The organism is Catellatospora tritici (genome assembly GCF_019083965.1).
GTDB lineage: Bacteria > Actinomycetota > Actinomycetes > Mycobacteriales > Micromonosporaceae > Catellatospora > Catellatospora tritici.
In genome coordinates, this window is sequence record NZ_JAHRCY010000020.1 from 64,177 (window position 1) to 87,840 (window position 23,664).

At 72.1% G+C, this 23,664-nt stretch carries 20 protein-coding genes and 2 pseudogenes; 16 read left to right on the top strand and 6 right to left on the bottom strand.

Features of this window, described 5'->3' with window-relative positions:
* Positions 1 to 191 precede the first annotated feature (191 nt).
* On the top strand, positions 192 to 680 hold the full coding sequence (locus tag KUA19_RS32960; protein ID WP_217402413.1) for a M48 family metalloprotease: 489 nt from the start codon (positions 192 to 194) through the stop codon (positions 678 to 680).
* Positions 681 to 734: 54 nt separating this feature from the next.
* Positions 735 to 1,256, top strand: a pseudogene (locus KUA19_RS45070) (M48 family metalloprotease); the annotation flags it as partial.
* Here the strand turns inward: KUA19_RS45070 and KUA19_RS32970 are convergent.
* Together KUA19_RS32970 and KUA19_RS32975 are read right to left on the bottom strand one after the other, a co-directional pair.
* Complete coding sequence (locus KUA19_RS32970) at positions 1,224 to 1,409, bottom strand: hypothetical protein (protein ID WP_217402415.1); 186 nt, start codon at positions 1,407 to 1,409, stop codon at positions 1,224 to 1,226. The pseudogene KUA19_RS45070 and the gene KUA19_RS32970 sit on opposite strands and share 33 nt — an antisense overlap.
* A gap of 28 nt (positions 1,410 to 1,437) precedes the next feature.
* Positions 1,438 to 3,225 carry an ABC transporter ATP-binding protein gene (locus KUA19_RS32975; RefSeq protein WP_217402417.1) on the bottom strand — a complete coding sequence of 596 codons (1,788 nt, stop codon included), beginning with the start codon at positions 3,223 to 3,225 and terminating at the stop codon, positions 1,438 to 1,440.
* An 82-nt stretch (positions 3,226 to 3,307) separates the two neighbouring features.
* Here KUA19_RS32975 and KUA19_RS32980 point away from each other — a divergent pair, with 82 nt between their 5' ends.
* The 3 genes from KUA19_RS32980 to KUA19_RS32990 are packed head-to-tail and all read left to right on the top strand — an operon-like array spanning position 3,308 to position 5,949.
* Positions 3,308 to 3,967 (top strand): ThuA domain-containing protein, encoded by a 660-nt coding sequence (locus KUA19_RS32980; protein ID WP_217402419.1) that lies wholly within the window; start codon positions 3,308 to 3,310, stop codon positions 3,965 to 3,967.
* A 30-nt stretch (positions 3,968 to 3,997) separates the two neighbouring features.
* On the top strand, positions 3,998 to 5,311 hold the full coding sequence (locus tag KUA19_RS43370; protein WP_217402421.1) for a M48 family metalloprotease: 1,314 nt from the start codon (positions 3,998 to 4,000) through the stop codon (positions 5,309 to 5,311).
* Between the two features lie 5 nt (positions 5,312 to 5,316).
* Complete coding sequence (locus KUA19_RS32990; protein WP_217402423.1) at positions 5,317 to 5,949, top strand: MBL fold metallo-hydrolase; 633 nt, start codon at positions 5,317 to 5,319, stop codon at positions 5,947 to 5,949.
* A gap of 160 nt (positions 5,950 to 6,109) precedes the next feature.
* On the opposite strand, the gene KUA19_RS44765 is transcribed toward KUA19_RS32990, so the two are convergent.
* A complete protein-coding gene (locus tag KUA19_RS44765) occupies positions 6,110 to 7,801 on the bottom strand; it encodes a stealth family protein (protein ID WP_217402425.1) in 1,692 nt (563 codons plus the stop codon).
* Between the two features lie 108 nt (positions 7,802 to 7,909).
* On the opposite strand from KUA19_RS44765, the gene KUA19_RS33000 reads away from it, so the two are divergent.
* Positions 7,910 to 9,484: a glycosyltransferase family 39 protein gene (locus KUA19_RS33000; protein ID WP_217402427.1), complete on the top strand. Its 1,575-nt coding sequence runs from the start codon at positions 7,910 to 7,912 to the stop codon at positions 9,482 to 9,484.
* On the opposite strand, the gene KUA19_RS33005 is transcribed toward KUA19_RS33000, so the two are convergent.
* On the bottom strand, positions 9,481 to 10,119 hold the full coding sequence (locus KUA19_RS33005; RefSeq protein ID WP_217402429.1) for a pyridoxamine 5'-phosphate oxidase family protein: 639 nt from the start codon (positions 10,117 to 10,119) through the stop codon (positions 9,481 to 9,483). The genes KUA19_RS33000 and KUA19_RS33005 overlap by 4 nt on opposite strands.
* 294 nt (positions 10,120 to 10,413) lie before the next feature.
* Between KUA19_RS33005 and gltX the strand changes: the two genes are divergently transcribed.
* Entirely contained in the window at positions 10,414 to 11,847 is a 1,434-nt protein-coding gene (gene gltX, locus KUA19_RS33010; protein WP_308167782.1) for a glutamate--tRNA ligase, read from the top strand.
* 61 nt (positions 11,848 to 11,908) lie between these two features.
* Here gltX and KUA19_RS33015 read toward each other — a convergent pair whose 3' ends face one another.
* On the bottom strand, positions 11,909 to 12,499 hold the full coding sequence (locus tag KUA19_RS33015; RefSeq protein ID WP_217402431.1) for a copper resistance CopC family protein: 591 nt from the start codon (positions 12,497 to 12,499) through the stop codon (positions 11,909 to 11,911).
* 398 nt (positions 12,500 to 12,897) lie between these two features.
* Here KUA19_RS33015 and KUA19_RS33020 point away from each other — a divergent pair, with 398 nt between their 5' ends.
* The 9 genes and pseudogenes from KUA19_RS33020 to KUA19_RS33060 all read left to right on the top strand — a co-directional run bounded on the left by KUA19_RS33020 (position 12,898) and on the right by KUA19_RS33060 (position 21,843).
* Complete coding sequence (locus tag KUA19_RS33020; RefSeq protein ID WP_217402433.1) at positions 12,898 to 13,539, top strand: hypothetical protein; 642 nt, start codon at positions 12,898 to 12,900, stop codon at positions 13,537 to 13,539.
* A gap of 42 nt (positions 13,540 to 13,581) precedes the next feature.
* Entirely contained in the window at positions 13,582 to 14,403 is an 822-nt protein-coding gene (locus KUA19_RS33025; RefSeq protein WP_217402435.1) for an LppM family (lipo)protein, read from the top strand.
* A gap of 542 nt (positions 14,404 to 14,945) precedes the next feature.
* Positions 14,946 to 16,148: a PucR family transcriptional regulator gene (locus KUA19_RS33030; protein WP_217402437.1), complete on the top strand. Its 1,203-nt coding sequence runs from the start codon at positions 14,946 to 14,948 to the stop codon at positions 16,146 to 16,148.
* 119 nt (positions 16,149 to 16,267) lie between these two features.
* Positions 16,268 to 17,194 (top strand): annotated as a pseudogene (locus KUA19_RS33035) (ACP S-malonyltransferase); the annotation flags it as partial.
* A gap of 8 nt (positions 17,195 to 17,202) precedes the next feature.
* Positions 17,203 to 18,153, top strand: a complete 951-nt coding sequence (locus tag KUA19_RS33040) for a beta-ketoacyl-ACP synthase III (protein WP_217402441.1) — start codon at positions 17,203 to 17,205, stop codon at positions 18,151 to 18,153.
* 63 nt (positions 18,154 to 18,216) lie between these two features.
* A complete protein-coding gene (locus tag KUA19_RS33045) occupies positions 18,217 to 18,459 on the top strand; it encodes an acyl carrier protein (RefSeq protein WP_212826145.1) in 243 nt (80 codons plus the stop codon).
* A gap of 17 nt (positions 18,460 to 18,476) precedes the next feature.
* Complete coding sequence (gene fabF, locus KUA19_RS33050; protein ID WP_217402443.1) at positions 18,477 to 19,703, top strand: beta-ketoacyl-ACP synthase II; 1,227 nt, start codon at positions 18,477 to 18,479, stop codon at positions 19,701 to 19,703.
* Between the two features lie 31 nt (positions 19,704 to 19,734).
* Positions 19,735 to 21,147: an acyl-CoA carboxylase subunit beta gene (locus KUA19_RS33055; protein ID WP_217402445.1), complete on the top strand. Its 1,413-nt coding sequence runs from the start codon at positions 19,735 to 19,737 to the stop codon at positions 21,145 to 21,147.
* Positions 21,148 to 21,312: 165 nt separating this feature from the next.
* Positions 21,313 to 21,843, top strand: coding sequence for an XdhC family protein (locus KUA19_RS33060; protein ID WP_308167783.1), 531 nt, complete (start codon positions 21,313 to 21,315; stop codon positions 21,841 to 21,843).
* 101 nt (positions 21,844 to 21,944) lie between these two features.
* Here the strand turns inward: KUA19_RS33060 and KUA19_RS33065 are convergent, their stop codons facing one another.
* Positions 21,945 to 23,576, bottom strand: a complete 1,632-nt coding sequence (locus KUA19_RS33065) for a glycoside hydrolase family 3 protein (RefSeq protein WP_372451924.1) — start codon at positions 23,574 to 23,576, stop codon at positions 21,945 to 21,947.
* Between the last annotated feature and the right edge of the window lie 88 nt (positions 23,577 to 23,664).

Here is a 23,664-nt window from a genome sequence, read left to right on the forward strand (position 1 = left end):
CCGCCGTCCCTGTGGGGGGGTCACCCGTTTGGGTTTGTACACACCCCACATCGGTTGTCCCCCCGCGGTGTATCTACCGCTCGTACCCGTAGCGGCACAGCATCGGCAAGGCCAGGGCGGTCGTCGCCGGGCGGGTCCCCCGCCCGGAATACCGTCTTGACCTGGTCATCGCGCGTTGGCAGGATGCGCCGGTGCTCACCCAGGAGATCATCGGCGTCCCGCCGCAGACCTGCCCCTGCTGCCACCACGCGCTGGAGCCGGACCCCCTGGTCGGCCGCCTCACGAACTGGCAGCGCAGGTGGACCCACCGCCTCGGCCACCGCCTGGACCAGGAGCATTTCGCACAGATCGCCGCGGCGGGCCCCGGCTGCCCCGGCCGCACCCTGAGCGGTACGGTCCTGGCCGCGGTCTCCCTGCTGGTGATGCTCGGACTGCTCGTCCTGGCCGGGACCGGCGCACTGTTCCTGGTGCAGGGCGCGCTGCCGTTGAAAATGGTCGGGCTGATCCTGCTCGCGCTCGCGGTGCAGCTGCGGCCCCGGCTGGGTCGGGTCAGCAGGGTCCGCGAGTCCTACGACGAGATCCGGCGCGACCGCGCCCCAGCTCTGTTCGCGCTGATCGACCGGACGGCCGACAGGGTCGGCGCACCCCGGCCGCATCATGTGCTGCTCGAATCCGAGTGAAACGCCGGCGCGTGGGTCGTCGGCCTGTCCCGACGCCGGGTGCTGACCCTGGGCATGCCGCTGTGGCTGGTGCTGCGACCGCAGGAGCGGGTGGCCCTGCTCGGCCACGAGTTGGGCCACTTCGTCAACAACGACAATCGCCGCAGCCTGCTCACCCAACCCGCGCTCACCGTCTTCGGCCGACTGGCGTACCTACTCGACCCGGACCACCTGTTCGACGGGTTCCGCGGCCGTGGCGGCCTCGTGCTGATCGTCGCCTGGCTGGCGCAACTGTGCACCTGGCCGCTGCTGTGGCTCTGCTCTCGGGCCTGCTGGCTGCTGGACCTGGGCTGGTACGTGCTCGGCGCCCACCAGTCGCAACGCGCCGAATACCACGCCGACTCGCTGTCCGCCCGAGTCGGCGGCAGCGAGGCGGCGCTGTCGCTGCTGGACGTGCTCACCGGCGACAGCGTGTTCCCCGCGATCCTGGGCAGCCGCGCACGCGGTGGCGGTGGCGCCGCGCAATGGCGCGAGTCGGTCGAGCTGACGCGCGCCGAGCGGACGTCACGCCTGGGCCGCCTGCGCCAACTGACGCTGCGCGAGCAGGCGTCGCCGTTCGCGTCGCACCCGCCGACCGGGCTGCGCCATCGGATGCTCGCGGCGCAGCCACCGACCGACCCGGCGGTGGTGCTCGCCGCAGAGCAGGCGGCGCAGATCGACGCCGAATTGGCCGAGCTGGTGGAGCGGCACCGGCGGATCATCGCCGAGAGGTGGTGCGTCAGTCGGCCTCGACCAGGGGTTCGACCAGGAACTGGTGGGCGGCGAGCTCGCGGTAGAGCGGGCTGGTCTCCAGCAGTTCGTCGTGGCGGCCGGTGGCCACCACCCGGCCGTGTTCGAGCACCACGATCTGGTCGGCGTCGACCACCGTGGACAGGCGGTGGGCCACGATCAGCAGCGTGCGACCGCTGGCGACGGTGTCGATCGCGGCGCGCAGCGCGGCCTCGTTGCGCGCGTCCAGGTTGCTGGTCGGCTCGTCGAGCAGCAGGATCGGCGGCCTGGCCAGCAGCGTACGGGCGATGGCCAGGCGCTGGCGCTCGCCGCCGGACAGCAGCACCCCACCCTCGCCGACCTGTGCGTCCAGGCCCAGCGGGGTGCGCTCGACCAGCTCGCCGAGGTTGACCGCGTCGAGCACCTGGCGCATCTGCTCCTCGGTGGCGTCCGGTGTGGCCAGCCGCAGGTTGTCGCGCAGGGTCCCGGCGAGCACGGGCGACTCCTGCTCGACGTACCCGAGTCTGGCCCGCAGGGTGTCGTGGTCCAGGTCGCGGATGTCGGTGCCGCCGACCCGGATGCTGCCGGAGCTGACCTCGTAGAAGCGCTCGACCAGCGACAGCAGGGTGGACTTGCCCGCACCGGACGGCCCGACCAGCGCGGTGCGGGTCCCGGCCGGGGCACGGAAGCTCACTTCGTGCAGCACCGGTGCGGGTTCGGTGCCCTCCTGGGCCGCGTACGCGAAGCCGACCTGGTCGAACTCGATCGCGGGGGCATCGGCCGCGACGGCGCGACGCGGCTCCGGCACGACCGGTGCCTGCTCACTCTCCAGCGGGATGACCAGGACCTCCTCCATCCGCTGCAGCGCCCCGAGCCCGGCCTGCAGCTGCGTGTACGCGTTGAGCGCCTGCCCCAGCGGCATGACCAGGAAGAACACGAACAGCACGAAGGCCACCAGGTCGCCGACGGTGATGGTCCCGTTGGCCACGCGGGCCCCGCCGACGCCCAGGACCAGCAGGAACGAGCCCTGGATCGTGGTCACCATGGCGGGCTCGACGATGGCCTGCAGTCGCGCGATGCGTACGCCCGCGCGGTAGGCCTGCTCGGCGCTGTCGGTGACGGTGGCGGTCTCGCGGGCCTCGGCCCGGCTGGCCCGGATGGTGCGCGCGGCGGTGATCGAGCGCTCGACGGCGGCGGTCATGTCGCCGATGCGCTCCTGGGCCTGCCGGGACATGCCCCGCACCTTGCGGGCGAAGTAGATGCCGCCGGACAGGCCGATGACCAGGCCGACCAGGGTCACCCCGAACAGGACCGGGTCCAGCACCACCATCGCGGTGGCGGCGCCGACCACCATGATCGCGCCGGTGACCGTCTCGAACAGGCCGGAGGTGACCACGGCGCGCAGCAGGGTGGTGTCGGCGCCGACGCGGGAGAGCAGGTCACCGGTGCGGCGGCTGTCGTACTCGGCGATGGGCAGGCGCAGCAGGTGTGCGGCCAGGCGGCGGCGTGCGGTGAGCACCAGGCCCTCGGCGGTGCGCTGGAGCAGGTAGTGGCGCAGCCCGTTGATCGAGGCGGCGCCCACCAGCAGCGCGACCAGCCCGAGGACGCTGGCGGTGACCGGGGTGCCGTGCTGCAGCCCGTCGATCACGTTGCGGGTGAGCACCGGCTGGGCCAGCGTGCCCAGGGTCGTGATCAGGGACAGGCCTGCCACCAGCAGCAGCGAGGAGCGATGGGTGCGCAGGTAGGGCCAGAGGGTGCGTAGGCCGACCTTGGGCGCGGTGGGGGGTTCCGCCGACATGCCCCGACTCTACCTGCCGACCGGTAAGCAACGTCGGAACCGCACTTTCCCTCGCGCCAGGTAAGCGCTTACCCTGTCCGGCATGCGCAGCGCGTTGATCGTCCGGGGCGGGGCCGAGTTCCACGACCCTGTCGGCACCACCGACAGCTTCCTGCCGTTCCTCAAGGAGCAGGGCTTCGCCGTCACCATCGCCGAGGACCTGGCCGTCTACGACGACCGCGACCTGCTGCACGCCACCGACCTGGTGGTCAACTGCTGGACCGCCGGCGGCGACGCACTCACCCCGCAGCGGGCCGGCAACCTCGACGACGCCGTACGGGCGGGCACCGGGCTGGCCGGGTGGCACGGTGGCATCGTCGCCGCGTTCACCGAGCGCCGCTACCAGTGGCTGACCGGCGCCTGGTTCGTCTGCCACCCGTCGAACTTCGTCAAACACACGCTGACCGTGCGGCCCGAGCGCGCCGACCACCCGATCGTGGCCGGGATCGACCGGGTAGAGCTGGACACCGAGCGCTACTGGCTGCTCGCCGACCCGCTCAACGACGTGCTGGCCACCATCACCTTCCCGGTCGAGGACGGCGAGCCCTGGCACGAGCCGGTGACCCACCCGGCAGTGTGGACGCGACAGTGGGGCGCCGGGCGGATCTTCGTGTCCACCGTCGGGCACCACCTGCCCGATCTGGACGTGCCGGCGATCCGTACCCTCACCGAGCGCGGCATGCTCTGGGCCGCCCGGCATTGACAGCGCGGCACGCGGTGATCAAACTGCCTCGTGCCCTTCGCCAAGACCGACACCGCGACACCCGTCCTGTGCCCCGCGTGCCAGTCCCCCCTGGTCAGCGAGAACGACGCGGCGCCCTGGTGCGAGCGGTGCGAGTGGAACCTCGCCCACTTCCCGGCGCCGCTGGGCGTGATCTGGCTGTTCCGGTGGCTGCACCGGCGGGAGCGCCACCTCGGCTTCGCCTCCCACGCCCGGCTGGTCCGGGAACTGGCCACGGTCCAGGCGCGACAGTCGCTGCGCCCGCAGACCGTGGTGCTGGTCGGCGTCTCGGCACTGCTGCTGCTCATCCCGCTGGCCGCGGTCGCCGCGGGGGCCTGGCTGATCGCGGTCAGCGGTGGGTTCTTTCCGCCGATCCTGCTCGGGCTGCTGCTGATCGCGGCGGCCTACGCGCTGCGGCCCCGGGTCACCCGGTTGACGGATGTCACGCACGACACGTACCCGCTGTCGGCGGACAAGCAACCGGAACTGTTCGCGCTGATCACGCGTACGGCCGCGGCCGTCGGCGCGCCCATGCCCGACCATGTGGCGCTGACCGAGCGGGCCGAGGCCTGGACCGCCGTCGCCGGTCTGCGCGGGCGCCGGGTGCTGGGGCTGGGCATCCCGTTGCTGGTGGCGCTGGATCCGCAGCAGACGGTGGCGTTGCTGGCCCACGAGCTGAGCCATTTCACCCACCGCGACAGTCGGCGGGCCCTGCTGACCATGCCCGCGCGGACGATGTTCGGGCGGCTCGCCCGCGCCCTGCGGCCGCCCCGGCGCGACGCCCTGGAGCTGCACCTGCGCGGCGCCTACGCCCTGGTCATCGGCGTGTGGCAGCTGGTCGGCGGGTTGCTGTGCTGGCTGCTGTACAGCGCGCACTTCGCCATGAACCTGCTGGCCGAGCGGGTCAGCCGTCGCGACGAGGCACTGGCCGACCTGGGTGGCGCCCGAGCCGCGGGAAGCCTTGCGGCGCAGCGGCTGACCGAGCAGTTGGTGCTGCTGCCGGTGATCCTGCCGGTGGTCGACGGCCGGGTCGAACCGGGCGAGGCGCTGGCCCGCTGGCGGGCCGGGCTGGCCGCGGCGCGCGAACGGCACGCCGGGCGTACCGGGCGGCTGCTGCAGCTGTCCAACCGCACCTACGCCTCCCTGTTCAGCAGCCACCCGGCGCCGGGGCGGCGCCACGACCTGCTCAAGGCGGCCCCGTTCCAGCAGGCCACGGTGGTGGTGACGCCCGAGCAGGCGCTGCGGCTGGACGCGGAGCTGCACCCGTACGCCGAGGCGCTGCGCGGCGAACTGGCCAAGCGGCAGCAGGCATTCGAGCTACTGTGAGCCGCATGCGTCTGATCAAGTACACCCACGCCTGCGTCCGGATCGAGCACGACGGCCAGGTGCTGGTGATCGACCCGGGCACGTGGAGCGAGGACGAAGCGCTGACCGGGGCGAACGCGGTGCTCGTCACGCACGAGCACGCCGACCACATCGACGTCGACCGCGTCGCCGCCGCGGCGGCGGCCGATCCGGACCTGCGCGTCTACGCCCCCGACCCGATCGCGTCCCAGCTCGGCGAGCGCGGTGCGACGGTGGTCAAGGTCGCCGTGGGCGACACGGTCACCGCGGCGGGGCTGCCGGTGGAGGTCGTCGGCGGCCTGCACGCCGAGATCTACGAGGGCCTGCCGGGCTGCGCCAATGTCGGGTTCGTCGTGGCGGGCGACGTCTACCACCCAGGCGACTCGTTCTTCGTGCCGCAGCAGCAGGTCCGCACGCTGTTGGTGCCGACGTCGGGCCCGTGGTTCACCATGGCCGGGATGCTGGACTTCGTCCGGGCGGTCAAGCCGCAGCGGGCCCACTCCATCCACGACGCCATGCTCAGCGAGCGCGGCCTGAACGGCGTCGACCGCTGGATCGACTGGAAGGGCGACACCGAGTACACCCGGATCGACCTCGGCCAGTCGGTAACCCTCTCCTGACCGACCCTCCCCGCGAACGCCAGGTGCCCGGCAACCCGAAGATCATCGGAGGTGCCGGGCACTCGTGCGTATCAAGGACCCTCTTTCCCCCGATTGCCCGGCAAGTCGAGCGATCTTGGGCCCGGACCCGGGGCCTGGACCCCGGGACCGGAGTGGACGGTCAGGCGGTGACCTTGGGCTGGGCGGTGTCGGGCTCGCGGCGCTGCTGGGTGAGCTCCATCCGGCCCACGTTGCCGGTCAGCTCCCAGGGCGCCTTGAACGGGAAGTACGCCTCCATGAACTCCCGCACCATCTGCGCCTGCTCGTCGAGGTCGGCGACCGACGAGTTGGTGTCGTTGAGGCAGAACACGTCGGTGTTGCGCTGGCGCACCAGCCGGGCCAGCATCACCGGCGCGACCAGGCGGCCCAGGTCGATGTAGACGTGGGCGATGCCGGCGGGCACCGAACGTCCGGTGCTGTGCGCCCAGTAGTGCGCCAGCGACGAGGGAATGGACAGATCGCCGCGGTCGCGGAACTGGTGCGAGGCGGTCGCGTGCGACTCGTCGCGCATCTCGGTCTCGATCTCCTCCAGCACACTGCGCAGCAGCGGGTACGGCACGTGCCGCATCTTCTGGTAGACCTGCGTGCCGAACCGGGACTGGATCAGCCGCCGGTTGTTCTTGGCCGCCACGTCCACCGGGTGGTCGGCCGGGGCGGGCGGGTTGAGGTCGACCAGCGAGCTGGACGGGAAGAACTTGGCCACCCCGTTGGCGAAGAAGAACTGGCTGGGCAGCACGGGGCGGCCCAGGATCATGTCGTCGTTGAAGTAGAGGAAGTGCTCGGACAGGCCGGGCACCCGGTGCAGCCGCGACTCGATGGCGTGCGAGTTGAACGTGGGCAGCACGCCCACATCGCCGAAGATCTCCCGGTGGGTGACCAGGGTGACCCGCGATGAGGACAGGTCCAGCCAGGACGGCACCTGGTCGTCGGTGACCAGGTAGATGTGGTTCACCCAGGGCGCGAAGGCGTGCAGCGAGCGCATCGAGTAGAGCAGCTCGTCGCGCGAGGTGAAGCGGGAGGCGTTGGTGGCCAGTCCGTTGAACGAGTCGTCGGCGCCCATCGCGTTGGACTTGCGCGCCAGCCAGGCCGGGTCGTCGCCGTCGACCCAGGTGTAGACGACGTCGATCGGGAACCGCACGTCGTTGGGGCCGGGCTCGGCGTAGACGGCGCGGCTGCGGAAACGCGGTTCGGCCGTGGCGGGCATGAACTGCGACAGGCGCTGCGCGGGGACGTACTCGACCGGCGTGTCGACGCTGACGACGGTGCCGACGCGGTGCGGTCGCGGTCCGACCAGGCGCGGGCCGTCCCAGCCCGGCCCCTGCACGGTCTCCCAGAACTCGATCTCGCAGGCGTACGCCCCGTCGAGCAGCGCGTTGCCCTCGGGGCTGGTCACGGCCTGGTAGACCTGCACCACCCGGCACCGCTGCGGGCTGGTGCGGCGGCCGTTGCCGTCCATGGGACGCACCACCATGCCGGGCGCGGCGGGCTGACCGCGCAGCAGCCGCAGCACGGCGGCCCGGTGCTCCACGCCGACCGCGACGACGCTGCACCGCGGGTCGATGTGCGGCACGCAGAAGTAGTCCAGCCCCTCGTCTTCCAGCAGACCGAGCACGATCTGCAGGTTGCCGTGCCACGCCGTGGCCGGGGAGGCGCCGGGGATGGCCACGGCGGGCACCCCGTGGCTGCGCACTCGACCCTTACCTGAGCCGCCGACCAGCAGCTTCGCGATGCGGACCCGCTGGCGCAGCGGAAGACGGCACGCCGCGGCACGCAGCGCGGGTCGGGGCAGGAGGCGTTTGACAATCTGCTTCACAACGACCCAACATAAGCGATAAGGGCCCAAAGCCCGTGTATTGCCGCAATAAGGACTTTTCATGTTCACGCGCCCCACGGCGCATTCGCCCTGCACAGGAGACAACGCGTGACCCGCCTATCCGTGCACGCCGACAATCGGCTGACGCGCAGCCTGCCCGTCACGGGCCCCGCGCTCGTCACCCTGCTCGCCGTCCTACTGGGGCACGACCGGCGGGCGCTGTGGCGCGACGAGTACGCCACCTGGTACGCGGCGACGCTGTCCCCCGCCGACCTGAAGCACCTGCTCTCCAACGTAGACGCCGTCTTCGCGCCGTTCTACCTGTTCACCCGCGCGTGGATCACCCTCTTCGGGGACAGCCTCACCAGCCTGCGACTGCCCTCGGCCCTGGCGATGGCGGTCACCGCGGGCCTGCTCGGGGCGCTCGGGCGGCGGCTGTTCTCGCCCGGCACCGGCCTGGTCGCGGGCATGCTCTTCGCGGTGCTGCCGTCGGTGTCGCGCTACGGCGAGGAGGCCCGGCCGTACGCGTTCGCGCTGGCCACCACCGCCGGGGCGACCCTGCTGCTGCTGCGCGCCCTGGAGCGGCCCGACCTGGTGCGCCGCTGGGTGCCGTACGCCCTGATGGTGACCTTGATCGGCTGGTCGCACCTGGTCGCGCTGACGGTGCTCGGCGTGCACGCGCTCGCGGTCCTGGCCACCGCCGCGCCGCGCCTGGTCGCCCTGCGCAACTGGACCGTGGCCGCCTTCTGCGGCGGCCTGCCGGTGGTGCCACTGCTGCTGCTGGGCAGGGGGCAGAGCCGCCAGATCGGCTGGATCGAGACCCGGGAGGAGTCGATCCGCTCGTTCGTCACCGCGGTCTTCGGCTCACTCACCGTCGGCCTGCTGGTGCTGGCGCTGGGTGTGCTGGCGATCCGGCTGGGCGACCCGCGCCGGCGGCTGCTGCTGGCCTGGGCGCTGCTGCCCCCCGCCCTGGTGCTGGCGGCCACACCCGTGGTGAACCTGATGCTGTCGCGGTATCTGCTGTTCACGCTGCCCGCGTGGGTGCTGCTGGCCGCCGTCACGCTGCGGCGGGGCGCGGCGCTGGGCGTGACCGCGTTCGTCGCCGCCGCCAAGGGCCGGTTCGCGCCGGTCACCCCGCGCAGCGGGCGGGCCTGGGCCGTGGTGGCGGCGAGTCTGGCCGCGCTGGGCGCGTTGGCGCTGCCCGGTCAGCTCGACGCGCGTACGCTGCCCGCGGGCAACCAGGCCGACCTGCGCACCGCCGCGCAGATCATCAAGGCACGGCTGGAGCCCGGCGACGCCATCGCCTATGGCGGCACCTCGCACGGCGGACCTCGGGTGTTCCGCCGCGGCATGGCCTTCGAGCTGCGCGACGTGACCGCGCCGAAGGACGTGTTCGTCAGCGTCCCGGCCCAGGCCGCCGGCACCTTCAACGCGGTGGAGTGCACCGACCCGGTGGCCTGCGCGCGGGGCGTACGGCGGCTGTGGCTGGTCACCTCGGCCCCGGACACGAACCTGTACGGCTGGCTGCCCGCCACTCGCGCCGAGCTGATGCGCACCGAGTTCACCGCGCAGTTCGAGCAGCGCACCCAGGGCGTGGCCGTGGTGCTGCTGGTCCGCTCGCCGCAGCCGAAGCCACAGGTCCCGGCCGGAGCCGAGCCCGCGGCGGCCAAGGTCCAGCCCTAGGGCTTGGGCGTGACGTACAGCTTCTCGGCGTACGAGGGGCCGTAGTACTCCCGCAGCTCCTCCAGCGTCTCGACGGTGTACTGGACGCTCTTGATGATCTCCGGGTGCGGGGGCACCGCGTCGGGGTTCCAGTCCTCGTGCTGCCACAGGCGCGAGCGCAGGAACGCCTTCGGGCAGTGGTGGAAGACCTGCTCGATCTCCACCAGCAGGGCCAGCTGCGGCCGGTGCCCCTTCACGATCATCTGATCGAAGAACGGGGCGTCGCGCAGCAGTCTGGCCCGCCCGTTGATGCGCAGCGTGTCGGTGCGCCCCGGGATCACGAACAGCAGCCCGACGTGCGGGTTGGCCAGCACGTTGCGGAAGCCGTCCGCGCGGCGGTTGCCCGGCCGCTCCGGCAGCGCGATGGTGGTGTCGTCGACGACGTGGGCGAACCCGGCCGGGTCGCCCTTGGGTGACACGTCGCAGGTGCCGTCCGCGTTCGCGGTCGCCACCAGGCAGAACGGCGCCGCGGCCAGCCATCGCCGGTCCATCTCGTGCAACCGGGTCCGCTCCTTGGCCACCGACCGGGGCTGCGGCTCGCCCAGCAGCTCGCGCAGCTCGTCCTCGGATGTGATCTCCACGTACTCCGCGCGCATCTGCCACGCTCCTTCCGGTGGAAAACTATTACATTGCGCCCGCCTTCGCGGGGGCGGCGATCGGCTCTACTGCTGGCGCCCGCCTTCGCGGGCGCGGCGATCGGCTCTACTGCTGGCGCCCGCCTTCGCGGGCGCGGCGATCGGCCTTTGAAGCCGACCGCACCGGCGCGTCGCTACATCGCTGCGCGATGCCACGCTCCTTTACCGGTGCGGTCGGCGGCCGATCGCGGGTCGGCGGGGCGGGCCGATAACCTCGTGGCGGGGGGACGGGGGTGGCGCCGTACCCTGGAGACCGTGACGGTACGTGTGCGATTCGCCCCATCTCCCACCGGCATGTTCCATGTCGGTGGCGCCCGGTCAGCCCTGCAGAACGCGGTCTACGCCAAGCAGCACGGCGGCGTGTTCGTGCTGCGCATCGAGGACACCGATGCCGCGCGCAACCGCCCCGAGTGGACCGAGGGCATCCTCTCGGCGCTGGAGTGGATCGGCATCGCCCGCGACACCTACGAGGGGCCGCTGTTCCAGTCGTCGTACCTCGCCGAGCAGACCAAGGCCGCCCAGCAGCTGTTCGACGCGGGCCGGGCGTACTACTGCGACTGCACTCGCGACGACGTGCAGGCCCGCACCGAGAACAAGTTCTCCGGGTACGACGGCTTCTGCCGCGACCGCGGCCTGACCCCGGGCGAGGGGCGCGCGCTGCGCTTCCGTACCCCCGACGAGGGCGTGACCAAGGTCGTCGACCTGATCCGGGGCGAGCCCACCTTCGAGAACAAGCTGATCGAGGACTTCGTCATCGCTCGTGGCGACGGCTCGCCGGTGTTCCTGCTGGCCAACGTGGTCGATGACGTGACCATGGGGATCACCCACGTGATCCGGGCCGAGGAGCACCTGCCCAACACGCCCAAGCAGCAGCTGCTGTGGCAGGCGCTCGGGCACGAGCCGCCGGTCTGGGCGCACGTGCCGGTCGTGGTCAACGAGAAGCGGCAGAAGCTGTCCAAGCGCCGCGACAAGGTGGCCCTGGAGATGTACCGCGACGAGGGCTACCTCGCCGCCGCCATGCGCAACTACCTGATGCTGCTGGGCTGGGCGCCCTCGGGCGACCGCGAGATCGTGCCCTGGTCGGTGATCGAGGACGAGTTCCGCCTGGAGCAGGTCAACCCGTCCTCGGCGTTCTTCGACGAGAAGAAGCTGCGCGCGTTCAACGGCGAGTACATCCGGGCGATGAGCGTGGCCGAGTTCACCGACGCGTGCGCGCCGTGGCTGACCGGGCCGTTCCCGACCGAGCAGGAGCGGGCCGACCGGGGGTACGGCATCGTCGCGCCGCCGTGGGACCCGGCGAAGTACGACCCGGCGGTGTTCGCGCAGGTGGCCGAGCTGGTGCAGACCCGCATCGCGCTGCTGTCCGAGGTGGTCTCCTACGTGGACTTCCTGTTCCTGGACGAGCCGCTGCTGGACGAGGCGGCCTGGGCCAAGGCGGCCAAGGACGCGGGCATCCTGCCCGACGTGACCGCGGCGCTGCGGGACCTGCCGTCCTGGGACGCCGAGTCGATCAAGAACACGCTGGTCACGGTCGGTGAGGCGCATGGGCTCAAGCTGGGCAAGGCGCAGGCGCCCGTGCGGGTCGCGGTGACCGGCCGGTCGGTCGGCCTGCCGCTGTTCGAGTCGCTGGAGGTGCTGGGCCGCGAGCGTACGCTCGCCCGCCTGGCGAAGCTGACCCCCGCGTCCTGATCACGGACGAGAAAGGGCCCGCCGGTGTCACCGGCGGGCCCTTCTTCGCTCGGTACGGCCGTCAGGCCTGACCCCGTCGCCGCTTGACCAAGTTGAGCAGTCCACCGACGAGCAGACCAGCCACCACCGCCCCGCCGATCCAGGGCCACCACGGCTTGTCGTCGCCGCTGTTCGGCTGCGCCTGCGCGGGGCTGGGCGAACCGGGTGCGGCGGTGCTGGGCGAGGCACTGGGTACGGTCGCCGACTCCGTGACCGGCGCCGGGCTGGGCTGCCCCGCCAGCGTGAACGTGTAGCTGCCCTGCACCACGTGGCCGTCCTCCGAAGACACTTCGTAGGCCACCTGGTACGCGCCCCCGGTCGTCCCGGAGAACTTCGCCGAGATGGTCTTGCCGCTGATCGCCGGAGCGTCCGCCGCGCTCGCGCCGTCCGGGCCGGTCACGGTGAGCTTCGCGCCGTCCTTCTTGAGCGTGGCCAGGAACTTCAGCGTCACCTGGGCGGGCGGGGCGGTCAGCGCCGCGTTCTTGGCCGGGGACGCCGACACCAGCGAATTGTGCGCCCAGGCAGGCTGCGCCACCAGCGCCAGCAGGGCGGCCGCCACGGCTGCCACGAGGGCGTATGCCCAGGTGCGGGTGCGCTGGACGGGGTTGGTCACGTCGTTCTCCACTCGATCGGGCAGGTCTGTCCGCGGTTGGTCGACGGTACCCGGCGATTGGTTCCCGGACGGACGTCCTTTCCCTCCCGCGTTCGATCGTCACCCGTGGCACATGTCACGATCACGCGCCGTCCAGAACGGAGCCCCATCCGGATTTCGTGTCCTAAACGTGACTATCCATTCGGCAACCTGACGCCCTCCGCGCGGGTCTTTGACTGGTATCACCAGTCACACTGTTCTCAGGTGACGCCACCCACCCCCGGGTGGGTTCAGGTGACACGCGACCCGTCCCGCCGGGCGGGTCTCAGGTGAAACCGCCCACCCCTCGGGCGGGCCGAGGTCGTACAGCGAACGGGGCAAGTATGGGCCGGAGCATCCGCCGGAAGATCATCGCAGGGATGTTCACCGCATTCCTGCTGCTGGCGAGCGCCCCGGCGGCGCACGCGTCGGCGCCGAGCCCGGCCCCGAAGCCGCCACCCCGGCCGTCGGCCAAGCCCAGCCCCTCGCCCGACCTGAAGACCATCACCATCACCGGCGACGGCATCACCGCCCCGCTGACCATCAGCTCGGCCGCCAACCAGCGCGTGTTCGCGCTGGTGATCAGCGAGGTCGACTGGCTGGCCAGCCGTACCTCCGCGCTCAAGGCGCCCGCCGCCGACAAGCTCGGCCCCAAGTTCACCGTGGTCACCACGGTCAACGGCGCGGTCAAGCAGAGCTACGACCTCTACCCGATGGCCGCGGGCGGCCCCCGCGTCTTCCGGCCCCAGGCCCAGCCCGACAAGCGCAAGGTCACCGCGGCGTGGTTCTACGGCCGCCTCAGCATGCCGTCGAGCCTGCGCGCCGCCGGTGTGGCGCTGGGCACCCCCGGCCTGAACGAGGGCGGTGGCGGCGGCGGCATCGTCGAGACCCCGCAGGCCGAGCCCGACATCGAGGCGATGGTCGGCGACTGGCAGAAGTTCGTGGGGCTCAACGGCGCGGTCGTGGTGGTCATCGCGATCGGCGTCTTCGCCATCGCGTACCTCATCCGCCGCCGCGTCTAGCCGCCGCTTCCGGTCCCGGTCGGGTCGGCGGATACTGACGCGATGCCACAGCTCCGCCGACCAATCCGCGCCCTGGCCGCCCTCGCGCTCGTCGCGTTCGGCCTGTCCGGCTGCATGAAGCTCGACATGGACCTCACCGTCAACAGCAACGACACCCTGGACGGGACGGCCATCGTCGCGCTGGACCGCTCACTGTTGTCGATGAGCGGCAAGAGCCCCCAGGAGGCGTTCGACAGCGCCGGGGACAGCGTCAAGGACCTGCCCAAGGGCTCCCGGACCGAGGTGTACGACGACGGGAAGTTCTACGGCAAGAAGATCATCTACGACGACCTGTCCTTCGCGGCGTTCAACTCCGGCGCGGCGGGCGCCCCGCGGATCGAGCACGCGAACGGGAAGTACACCTTCACCGCCGACCTCAAGACCGGCGCCAGCGACCTCGGCCCGCAGGCCGAACTGGCGCGGCCGTTCCTGAGCGGCATCCAGATCACCATCGCGCTCACCTTCCCGGGCGACATCGTCGAGCACGACTCGCGCGCCCAGGTGGACGGACGCAAGGTCACCTGGCGCCTCAGCCTCGGCGAGGACAACCGGCTGCGCGCGGTCGCCGAGGACGGACCGGCGTTCCCGTGGGTGGTCGTCGCGGCCGTCGGCGGCGTCGCGGGCCTGGCCGTGATCGTCGGCATCGTCGTACTCGCCGTCTGGCTCACCCGCCGCCACGCCACCCCGGCACCGGCCGATCCCGCCTCACCCGCGTACCCCGCCGACGAGTCCCACCCCATGAGCGCGCTCACCGCCCCGACTCTGCACACCCCCACCCTCGGCGATCCCGCCTCACCCGCTCCCCCACACCACGACCAGCCCTGACGCCCCCAGCCGCCGACCCGACCCGGCTGGCGGCTGGCGGCTGGCGGCTGGCGGCTGGCGGCTGGCGGCCAACGATGATCGCCGTCTTCGGTCACTATCTCGGCTGTAGGACGCCCTTTTGACCGACGACGGCGATCATCGACCGGAACAGCCCCGAAGATCGCGGTCTCCGGTCACTTCGCTGCACAGGCCATGGCCGAAAACCCGGATTCTGACCGGAAACGACGATCACCCACGACGGCACCCGGCACAGCACCCACGAAGATCACGGTCTCCAGTCAAAACGCTGCACGGGCCATGAGCTGCCTCCGCGCCCGAAGATCGTCGGCCGCCATCGTCACCTGCCGTCAGCGCGTCGCGCCGGACCGCAGCCAGCGCGTCGCGCCGGACCGCAGTCAGCGTCGCTCCGGACCGCAGCCAGCGTCGCGCCGAACCGCGGTCAGCGATATGGGTGGACCGGACCGCGGTCAGCGATTGGGGTGGACCGGGTGGGTGGCGGCGTGATCGGGGTTGGGGCACGGGCGGCTACCTATCATTGGCGCATGACCCTCGCGCGGCCGGAGCCGCTCGCCGCGACGCTGCGCCAGATCGAGCGCGCCGCCGGAGCGCTGGCCACCGCGAGCGTGTCGCGCATGGACGAGACGCTGCCCTGGTTCCGCGAGCTGCCCGCCGACCAGCGTTCCTGGGTCATGCTGGTGGCTCAGGCGGGCGTGCAGTCGCTGGTGAACTGGCTGCGCCAGGGCGGCAGCAGCGGCGGCCCGCAGGCGGTCTCCGACGAGGTGTTCGACGTCGCGCCGCGGGCGCTGGCACGCAGCATCAACCTGCAGCAGACGGTCGCGCTGATCAAGGTGACCATCGACGTGGTCGAGGAGCAGGTGCCGTTCCTGGCGGTCAAGGGCGAGGAGCAGCAGCTGCGCGAGGCGGTGCTGCGGTACTCGCGGGAGGTCGCGTTCGCGGCCGCGCGGGTGTACGCGCGGGCCGCCGAGTCGCGCGGCGCCTGGGACGCGCGGCTGCAGGCACTGCTGGTCGACGCGCTGCTACGCGGCGACTCCGCCGACGTGCTGGCCAGCCGGGCGGCGGCGCTGGGCTGGACCGACGCGCCACCGGTGGTGGTCGTCGTGGGCCGCTCCCCGGGCGGGGAGGCGGCGGTGGTGCTGCACGGGGTGCACCGGGCGGCGCGGCGCGCCGATGTCGAGGTGCTCGGCGGCGTACACGGGGATCGGCTGGTGGTGGTGGTCGGCGGGGCGGTGGATCCGCTGGCGGCGGCGGGCAAGCTGCTGCCCGCGTTCGGGCCGGGCCCGGTGGTGGTGGGCCCGGCGGTGCCCGCGCTGGAGGCGGCCACCGAGTCGGCGCGGGCGGCGATGGCGGGCTACCGGGCGGCCCCGGCCTGGCCCGCGGCGCCCCGGCCGGTCAACGCCGACGACCTGCTGGCCGAGCGGGCCCTGGCGGGGGACGGGGAGGCCCGGCGCATCCTGCGCCACTCGGCGTACGGGGCGCTGGCGCGCACCAGTGGTGAGCTGTTGGAGACGCTGGACTCGTTCCTGATCCACGGTGGGGCTCTGGAGGCGACGGCACGCGCCCTGTTCGTACACCCGAACACTGTGCGTTACCGCCTGCGTCGAGTGGCTGAGGTCACAGGGTTCGCACCGCTGACTCCCCGTGACGCTTTCACGCTCAAAATCGCCCTCGCGTTGGGCCGCCTGGAGCCTGGTACGCAGGGAGAACAGCACTCCAAGAGCCCCTAAACCAGGACAGAATTCCGCGCCTACTCGCCGATCTTTGTCGACTACCGACAACAACGGTAGGAGGATTTAGTCATCCCCGGCAACGGCGCGCCCGGCCGAGATCCCTCAGGGTGGAATACGTGCTCGCCGTACTCTCCCCGGGCCAGGGTGCCCAGAAACCAGGTTTCCTCAAGCCGTGGCTCGCCCTCGAGGGAGCCGAGGCGCGCCTGCGCTCGTGGTCCGACCTCGCCGGGGTGGATTTGGTGCATCTGGGCACCGAGGCGGATGCTGAAGAGATCAAGGACACTGCGAAGACCCAGCCGCTGCTGGTGGCCGCGGCGCTGCTCGCCGCAGACCACCTGCCGATGGCGGACGTGTCGGTCGTCGCCGGCCACAGCGTCGGCGAGCTCGGCGCCGCCACGCTGGCGGGCGTGCTCACCCCGGAGTCGGCGATCACGCTGGCCGGAGTGCGCGGCCGGGAGATGGCCGCGGCTTGCGCCGTGGAGCCCACCGGCATGGCCGCCATCCTCGGCGGCGACGAGGCCGAGATCCTCGCCGCACTGGACGAGCACGGCCTCTACCCGGCCAACCGCAACGGCGCCGGGCAGATCGTCGCCGCGGGTGCGCTGAGCGCGCTGGACGCGTTCGCCGCCGCGCCGCCCGCCCGGACCCGCGTGATCAAGCTGCAGGTCGCGGGCGCGTTCCACACTCCGTTCATGGCCCCGGCCCAGGCCGGGCTCACCGCTGCCGCTGCCGCGGTCACCCCCGCGCAGCCGCAGCGCCAGCTGCTGTCCAACGCTGACGGTGCGGCCGTCACCGAGGGTGCCGAGGTGCTCAGCCGATTGGTCCGCCAGGTCACCTCGCCGGTGCGCTGGGACCTGTGCATGCGCGCCCTGGCCGACCTCGGCGTGACCGCCGTGATCGAGCTGGCGCCCGCGGGCACGCTTACGGGTCTGGTCAAGCGCGAGCTGAAGACCGGTACCCCCGAGATCGTCAACCTGAACACCCCGGACGACCTGGCCGCTGCCCGCGACCTGATCGCCCGGCACGGTTCGAGCCCGTCGGGAGAGCACGCATGAGCACCACCGCCACTGGCAGCAAGGTCCTGGCCTTCGGGCACTACCAGCCCGCACGGGTCGTCACCAACGACGATCTGGCGCAGATGGTCGACACCAACGACGAGTGGATCCAGTCACGGGTCGGCATCAAGGAGCGGCGCATCGCCGACTCCGAGACCGTCGCCGACATGGCCGGGTTCGCCGCCGAGAAGGCACTGGCCGCCTCGGGCCTGACCGCCGCCGACATCGACCTGGTGATCGTGGCGACCTGCTCCTCGATCGACCGCAGCCCGAACGTGGCCTGCCGGGTCGCCGACAAGCTCGGCATCAACGGCGCCGCCGCGTTCGACCTGAACACGGCCTGCTCGGGCTTCTCGTACGCGCTGGCCAACGCCGACCACGCGATCCGCGCGGGCGCGGCCCGGCACGCGATCGTCATCGGCGCGGAGAAGCTGTCGCAGATCACCGACTGGTCCGACCGGTCCACCTGCGTGATCTTCGCCGACGGCGCGGGTGCCGCAGTGGTGACGGCCACCGCCGAGGGCGAGGAGCCCGGCGTCGGCCCCGTGGTGTGGGGTTCGGAGCCCAGCGACGCGATCGCGATCGAGGGCTGGCAGCCGTACATCGTGCAGGAGGGCCAGAAGGTCTTCCGCTGGGCCACCGGCACCGCGCCGTCCATCGCGCTGCAGGCCTGTGAGAAGGCCGGGGTCTCCCCCGCCGACCTGGGCGGCTTCGTCCCGCACCAGGCCAACCTGCGCATCATCGAGCCGCTCGCCCGCAAGATCGGCGCCGACCCGTCGGTGCTGTCGCGCGACATCATCGAGTCGGGCAACACCTCGGCGGCGAGCATCCCGCTGGCACTGTCGAAGATGATCGAGCGCGGCGAGGTGAAGTCCGGCTCGCCGGTGCTGCTCGTCGGCTTCGGCGGCGGCCTGACCTATGCCGGTCAGGTCATCCGCTGCCCCTAGTACGACCGACCCGCGCTCGCGGGAACGGATCGAAACCACCAACCCGAAGGGAAACACAGATCCATGGCTACTCGTGAAGAGGTCGTCAGCGGCCTGGCCGAGATCCTCGAAGAGGTCGCCGGCGTGAACCCCGACGACGTCTCCGAGGAGAAGTCGTTCACCGAGGACCTCGATGTCGACTCGCTCTCCATGGTCGAGGTCGTCGTGGCCGCCGAGGAGAAGTTCGGCGCGAAGATCCCGGACGACGAGGTCCAGAACCTGAAGACCGTCGGTGACGCTGTCTCCTTCATCGTCGCCAACTCCTGAAGTTTGCGAGAACTGACGTGACCAAGCCTGACGTTGTCGTCACTGGTCTGGGCGCGACGTCCCCGCTCGGCGGGGATGTCGCGTCCACCTGGGACGCGATGCTGGCCGGCCGCTCCGGGGTCAGCAAGATGACCCAGGAGTGGGCCGAGCTGCTGCCCGTGAAGATCGCCGCGCAACTGGCGGTGGAGCCGATCGAGGTCATCGACCGCGTGAAGCTGCGCAGGCTGGACCGGTCCGAGGCGACGGCGCTGATCGCCGCCGCCGAGGCGTGGGCCGACTCCGGCCTGGCCGCCGCGGGCATCGACCCGGAGCGGCTCGGCGTCGTGGTCGGTTCGGGCATCGGCGGGGCACAGACCCTGCTGGCCCAGGACGACATCCTGGAGGCGTCCGGCGCGCGGCGGGTCAGCCCGCACACCGTGCCGATGCTCATGCCCAACGGTCCCGCCGCCTACGTCGGGCTGGAGTACGGCGCCCAGGCCGGGGTGCACGCCCCGACCAGCGCCTGCGCCACCGGCGCTGAGGCGATCGCGTGGGGTCTCGACATGATCCGTTCGGGTCGTGCCGACGTCGTGATCGCCGGCGGCACCGAGGCGGTCATCCACCCGCTGCCCATCGCCGGTTTCGCCTCGATGCGCGCCATGTCGACGCGCAACGACGAGCCGGAGAAGGCCTCGCGGCCGTGGGACAAGGGCCGGGACGGTTTCGTGCTCGGTGAGGGCGCGGCCGTGCTCATCCTGGAGCGGGCCGACCATGCCGCGGCCCGGGGGGCGCGGGTCTACGCGCGCCTGGCGGGCGCGGGCATGACCTCCGACGGGTACGACATCGTCCAGCCGCACCCCGAGGGCACCGGCGCCGCCCGGGCCATCGCCAAGGCGCTGCGCGACGCCGACGTGGCCAAGTCGGACGTGGTGCACGTGAACGCGCATGCCACCTCCACCCCGGTGGGTGACATCGCCGAGATCGCGGCGCTGCGGGCCGCGCTGGGTGAGCACCCGGTGCTGACCGCGACGAAGTCGATGACCGGGCACCTGCTCGGCGCGGCGGGGGCGCTGGAGTCGATCGCCACGATCCTGGCGATCCGCGACAGCGTCGTGCCGCCGACGATCAACCTCGACGACCCGGACGACGCCCTGACGATGGACGTGGCCGCGCACAAGGCCCGTCCGCTGCAGATCCCGGCGGCGCTGAACAACTCGTTCGGCTTCGGCGGGCACAACGTCGCCCTGCTCTTCACCCGACCCTGATCGGACGAGGAGACCCCGCAGGAGACCCGGGATGACCACCACCTCGGCGGCCGTCGACTCGTCGGCGGCCGACCACCGGGACCCGCAGGCACGGCTGCGCGCGCTGTTCGACGCGGGCACCGTGCGCACACTGGTCGGCACCGACGAGTCGGGCGTGCTGAGCGCCCGCGGTGAGATCGACGGCACTGCCGCGATCGCCTTCGCCACCGACGCCACCCGCATGGGCGGCGCGCTCGGAACCGAGGGCTGCACGCGCATCGTGGACGCGGTCGACGCGGCGGTGCGCGAGCGGCTGCCGGTGGTCGGCCTGTGGCACTCCGGTGGTGCCCGGCTGGCCGAGGGTGTGGTCGCCCTGGACGGGGTGGGTCAGGTCTTCGCGGCGATGGTCCGCGCCTCCGGCCGGGTGCCGCAGATCTCTGTGGTGCTCGGCCCGGCGGCGGGCGGAGCCGCGTACGGTCCCGCGCTGACCGACATCGTGATCATGAGTAACGCGGGCCGGATCTTCGTGACCGGCCCGGAAGTGGTCCGCAGCGTCACCGGCGAGCAGGTCGACATGGAACGGCTCGGCGGCCCCGAGCCGCACGGCCGCCGCTCCGGGGTGGTGCACGTGACCACCAAGGACGACGCCTCGGCGCTGGCCGAGGCGCGCCGGGTCGTCAAGCTGCTCGGGGCGCAGGGCCGCCTGTCCCCGGCCGACGTCGCCGACGCCCGGGACCTGTCGGCATCCATGCCCCCGCAGACCAACCGGGCGTACGACGTCAAGCCCGTGGTCAAGGCGCTGCTCGACGAGCCCGGGGTGGAACTGCACGCCAAGTGGGCGCCTAACGTGGTCACCGTGCTGGGCCGCTTCGCCCGGCGCACCGTCGGCGTCGTCGCCAACAACCCGATGCGGCTGGGTGGCTGCCTGGATGCGTCCGGTGCGGAGAAGGCGGCCCGGTTCGTGCGCATGTGCGACTCGCTGGGCGTGCCGCTGATCGTCCTGGTGGACGTGCCCGGCTACCTGCCCGGCCTGGGCCAGGAGTGGGACGGCGTGGTGCGGCGCGGTGCGAAGCTGCTGCACGCGTTCGCCGAGGCGGTCGTGCCCCGGGTGACCCTGGTGACCCGCAAGGCGTACGGCGGCGCGTACATCGCCATGAACAGCCGCGCGCTGGGCGCCACCGCGGTCTTCGCGTGGCCCGGCGCCGAGGTCGCCGTCATGGGCGCGAGCGCGGCCGTGAACATCCTGCACCGCCGCAAGCTGGCCGCCGCCCCGGCCGAGCAGCGTGAGGCGCTGCGCGTACAGCTGGTCGAGGAGCAGGCCAGAGTGGCCGGCGGGGTGCAGCGCGCCCTGGAGATCGGCGTGGTCGACGACATGATCGAGCCGACCGAGTCGCGCAAGCGGCTCGCCGAGGCGCTGGCCAACGCGCCCGCCGCCCGCGGCGCCCACGGCAACATCCCCCTCTGACGGAGTGCCCACGGCAACATCCCCCTCTGACGGAGTAAGGAAGGGCCCCTTCTTATCGCTTTCCGTAGCAGAAGGGCCCTTCTTAACCCCGGCCACGGGCGGGGCGCCGGCCCGCTCGGGCGGGACGAAGGCGAATCGGGGCGCCGGGCGGCATAGGGTGGCGGGGTGGGACACACGCACACCGATCCGGCCTGCGCGGCGGCGCACGGCGAGATGATCGCACCGGCGGGCAGCCGTACCCTCGTCGCGGTCTTCAGCTCTCCCGTCGCCGCGCATCTGCTGCACATCGGCCGGGATCTCGGCTATCGGACCGTCCTGGTCGAACCGGACCTGGGCCGGGTCGCCGACGGCGGCCACGGCGGACCGTCGCAGCTGGCCAGTAGTGTGGACCCGTCCTTCGCCGACGGCGACGCCGACGTGGTGGTGACCGATCACGACCGGCCGGAACTGGGCACGCTGCTCTACGCCGCGCTGCAGACTCCGGCCCGCTGGATCGGCGTCATGGGCAGCCCCCGGCACACCGCCCCGCACGTGGCGGCACTGCGCGGGCTGGGCGTGGACGAGGCGGGCGTGGCCCGGGTGCACCGTCCGATCGGGCTGAACATCGGCAGCCGTACCCCTGCCGAGATCGCCGTCGCGACCCTGGCCGGACTCATCGCCGACCGCAACTCCCGCCCCGGCGGCTTCACCTTCTGACCGACCGGACCGCCCTCGATCATTCAAGTTGCCGGGCAACCGGGCGTATGACCCCGCAAGATATCCCCGATTGCCCGGCAATTTGAATGATCGACAAAGCGTCAGGCGCAGGTGGTGCGGGAGAGGCCCGCCACCTCGACAGGGGCGCGGCCGGACGGTTTGGCCTTGCCCGCCAGCACCTGCGCCAGCGCGTCCATGGACAGGTCGCTGGAGGAGTACGTCGCCAGCAGCACCTTCGCGTTCGACTGCCCGAGCAGGTACGGCGTGTCCATCGCGACCGTGACCGCGGCCCCGGTGTTGAGGTCGGCCTTGGCGTCGCCGTAGCCGACCAGGTGCACCACGCTGCCGCCGGTGTCCACCACGGTCACCCCGGCCTGCTTGAGGGCGGCGGTCAGCCGCGCCTTGGCCTTGTCCCGCCCCTTCGCCGTGGTGACCCGCAGCGGCCCGCTGACCAGGGGCAGCTTGCACTCGCCGCGCAGCAGGGTGATCGCGGCCGCGGCGGCCGGAGCGACCTGCGGCGAGTGCGTGCCCACGATGGACAGCGCCGGGGCCTCGCGGTCCAGGCTGAACCTGAGCTTGAGGATCCGGCTGACGGCCTCGACGATCCGCGAGCGCGGCAGCGTGCCCGCGCGCAGCGCGTCGACGATGCCCTTGTGCGCGGCGGAGACGTTCGGCGTCATCAGGATCAGGTCGTTGCCCGCCAGCAGCGCCTTCACGGCGGCGTCGCCGGGCGAGAACTTCATCGCCGGGGCCATGTTCATGCCGTCGGTGACCACGACGCCGTCATACTTCAGCTCGCCGCGCAGCAGGTCGGTGAGCACCTTGTGCGAGAAGGTGGCCGCGACGCCCGGGTCGATCGCCTGCACGTCCAGGTGGCCCGACATGATCAGCGGCACGCCCGCGCGGATGCCCGCCTTGAACGAGGCCAGGTCGTCGCTGTCGAGCAGCTGCCGGGTCTGCTTGAGCACGGGCAGGTCGGTGTGGCTGTCGGCGGTGGTGTGCCCGTGTCCGGGGAAGTGCTTGAGGGTGGCGGCCACGCCCCCGGCGCGCAGGCCGCGTACGGCGGCGGCGACCTGCTCGCCCGCGGCGCGCGGGTCGGAGCCGAACGAGCGGGAGCCGATCACGGCGCTGCCCGCCGGGCCGAGCACGTCGGCGACGGGCGCGAAGTCGACGTTGACGCCGACGGCCGACAGCTCGGCACCGGCGGCGCGCCAGGCGCTCTCGGTCAGCCCGGGGTTGTCCGCGGCGCCGAACGCCATCGCGCTGGGCAGCATGGTCACCCCGTCGGTGAGCCGGGTGACCACCCCGAACTCCTGGTCGGTTCCGATGAGCAGCGGCAGGTCGGCGGTGCCACCGGTGGCGGCGTTCTGCAGGCCGGTGGTGAGCGCCCGCACCTGGGCCGGGTTCTCCACGTTGTTGACCGGCTGGTTGGCCGCGGTGGGGTCGTTGCCGCCGAAGCCGACGAGGATGAGCCCGCCGAGGTGGTACTTCTGCACCATCTGCGCGGGGGTGTCGACTCCGGCCAGGGCCTGGTTGCTCTTCGCGGTGCCCGGGGAGACGTCGGTCGCGGAGCGGCCGTAGGCGTACGGCATCAGCACCTGACCGGCCAGCTCCTCGTCGGACAGGTGCTTGACGATGCCCGCGACCTTGGCCGACAGGTCGGACGGGTCCTGCATGGGCAGCGCACCCCCGTTGGTCGGCGCGGTCCCGCAGCCGCCCGCCGCGACCGCCACGGCGCTGAGCGCACAGACAGCGGCACCGATTCCTCTGAGTTTCCGCGTCGACGAGGTCACGCGCACATCCCACCAGCCGGGCAGTGCG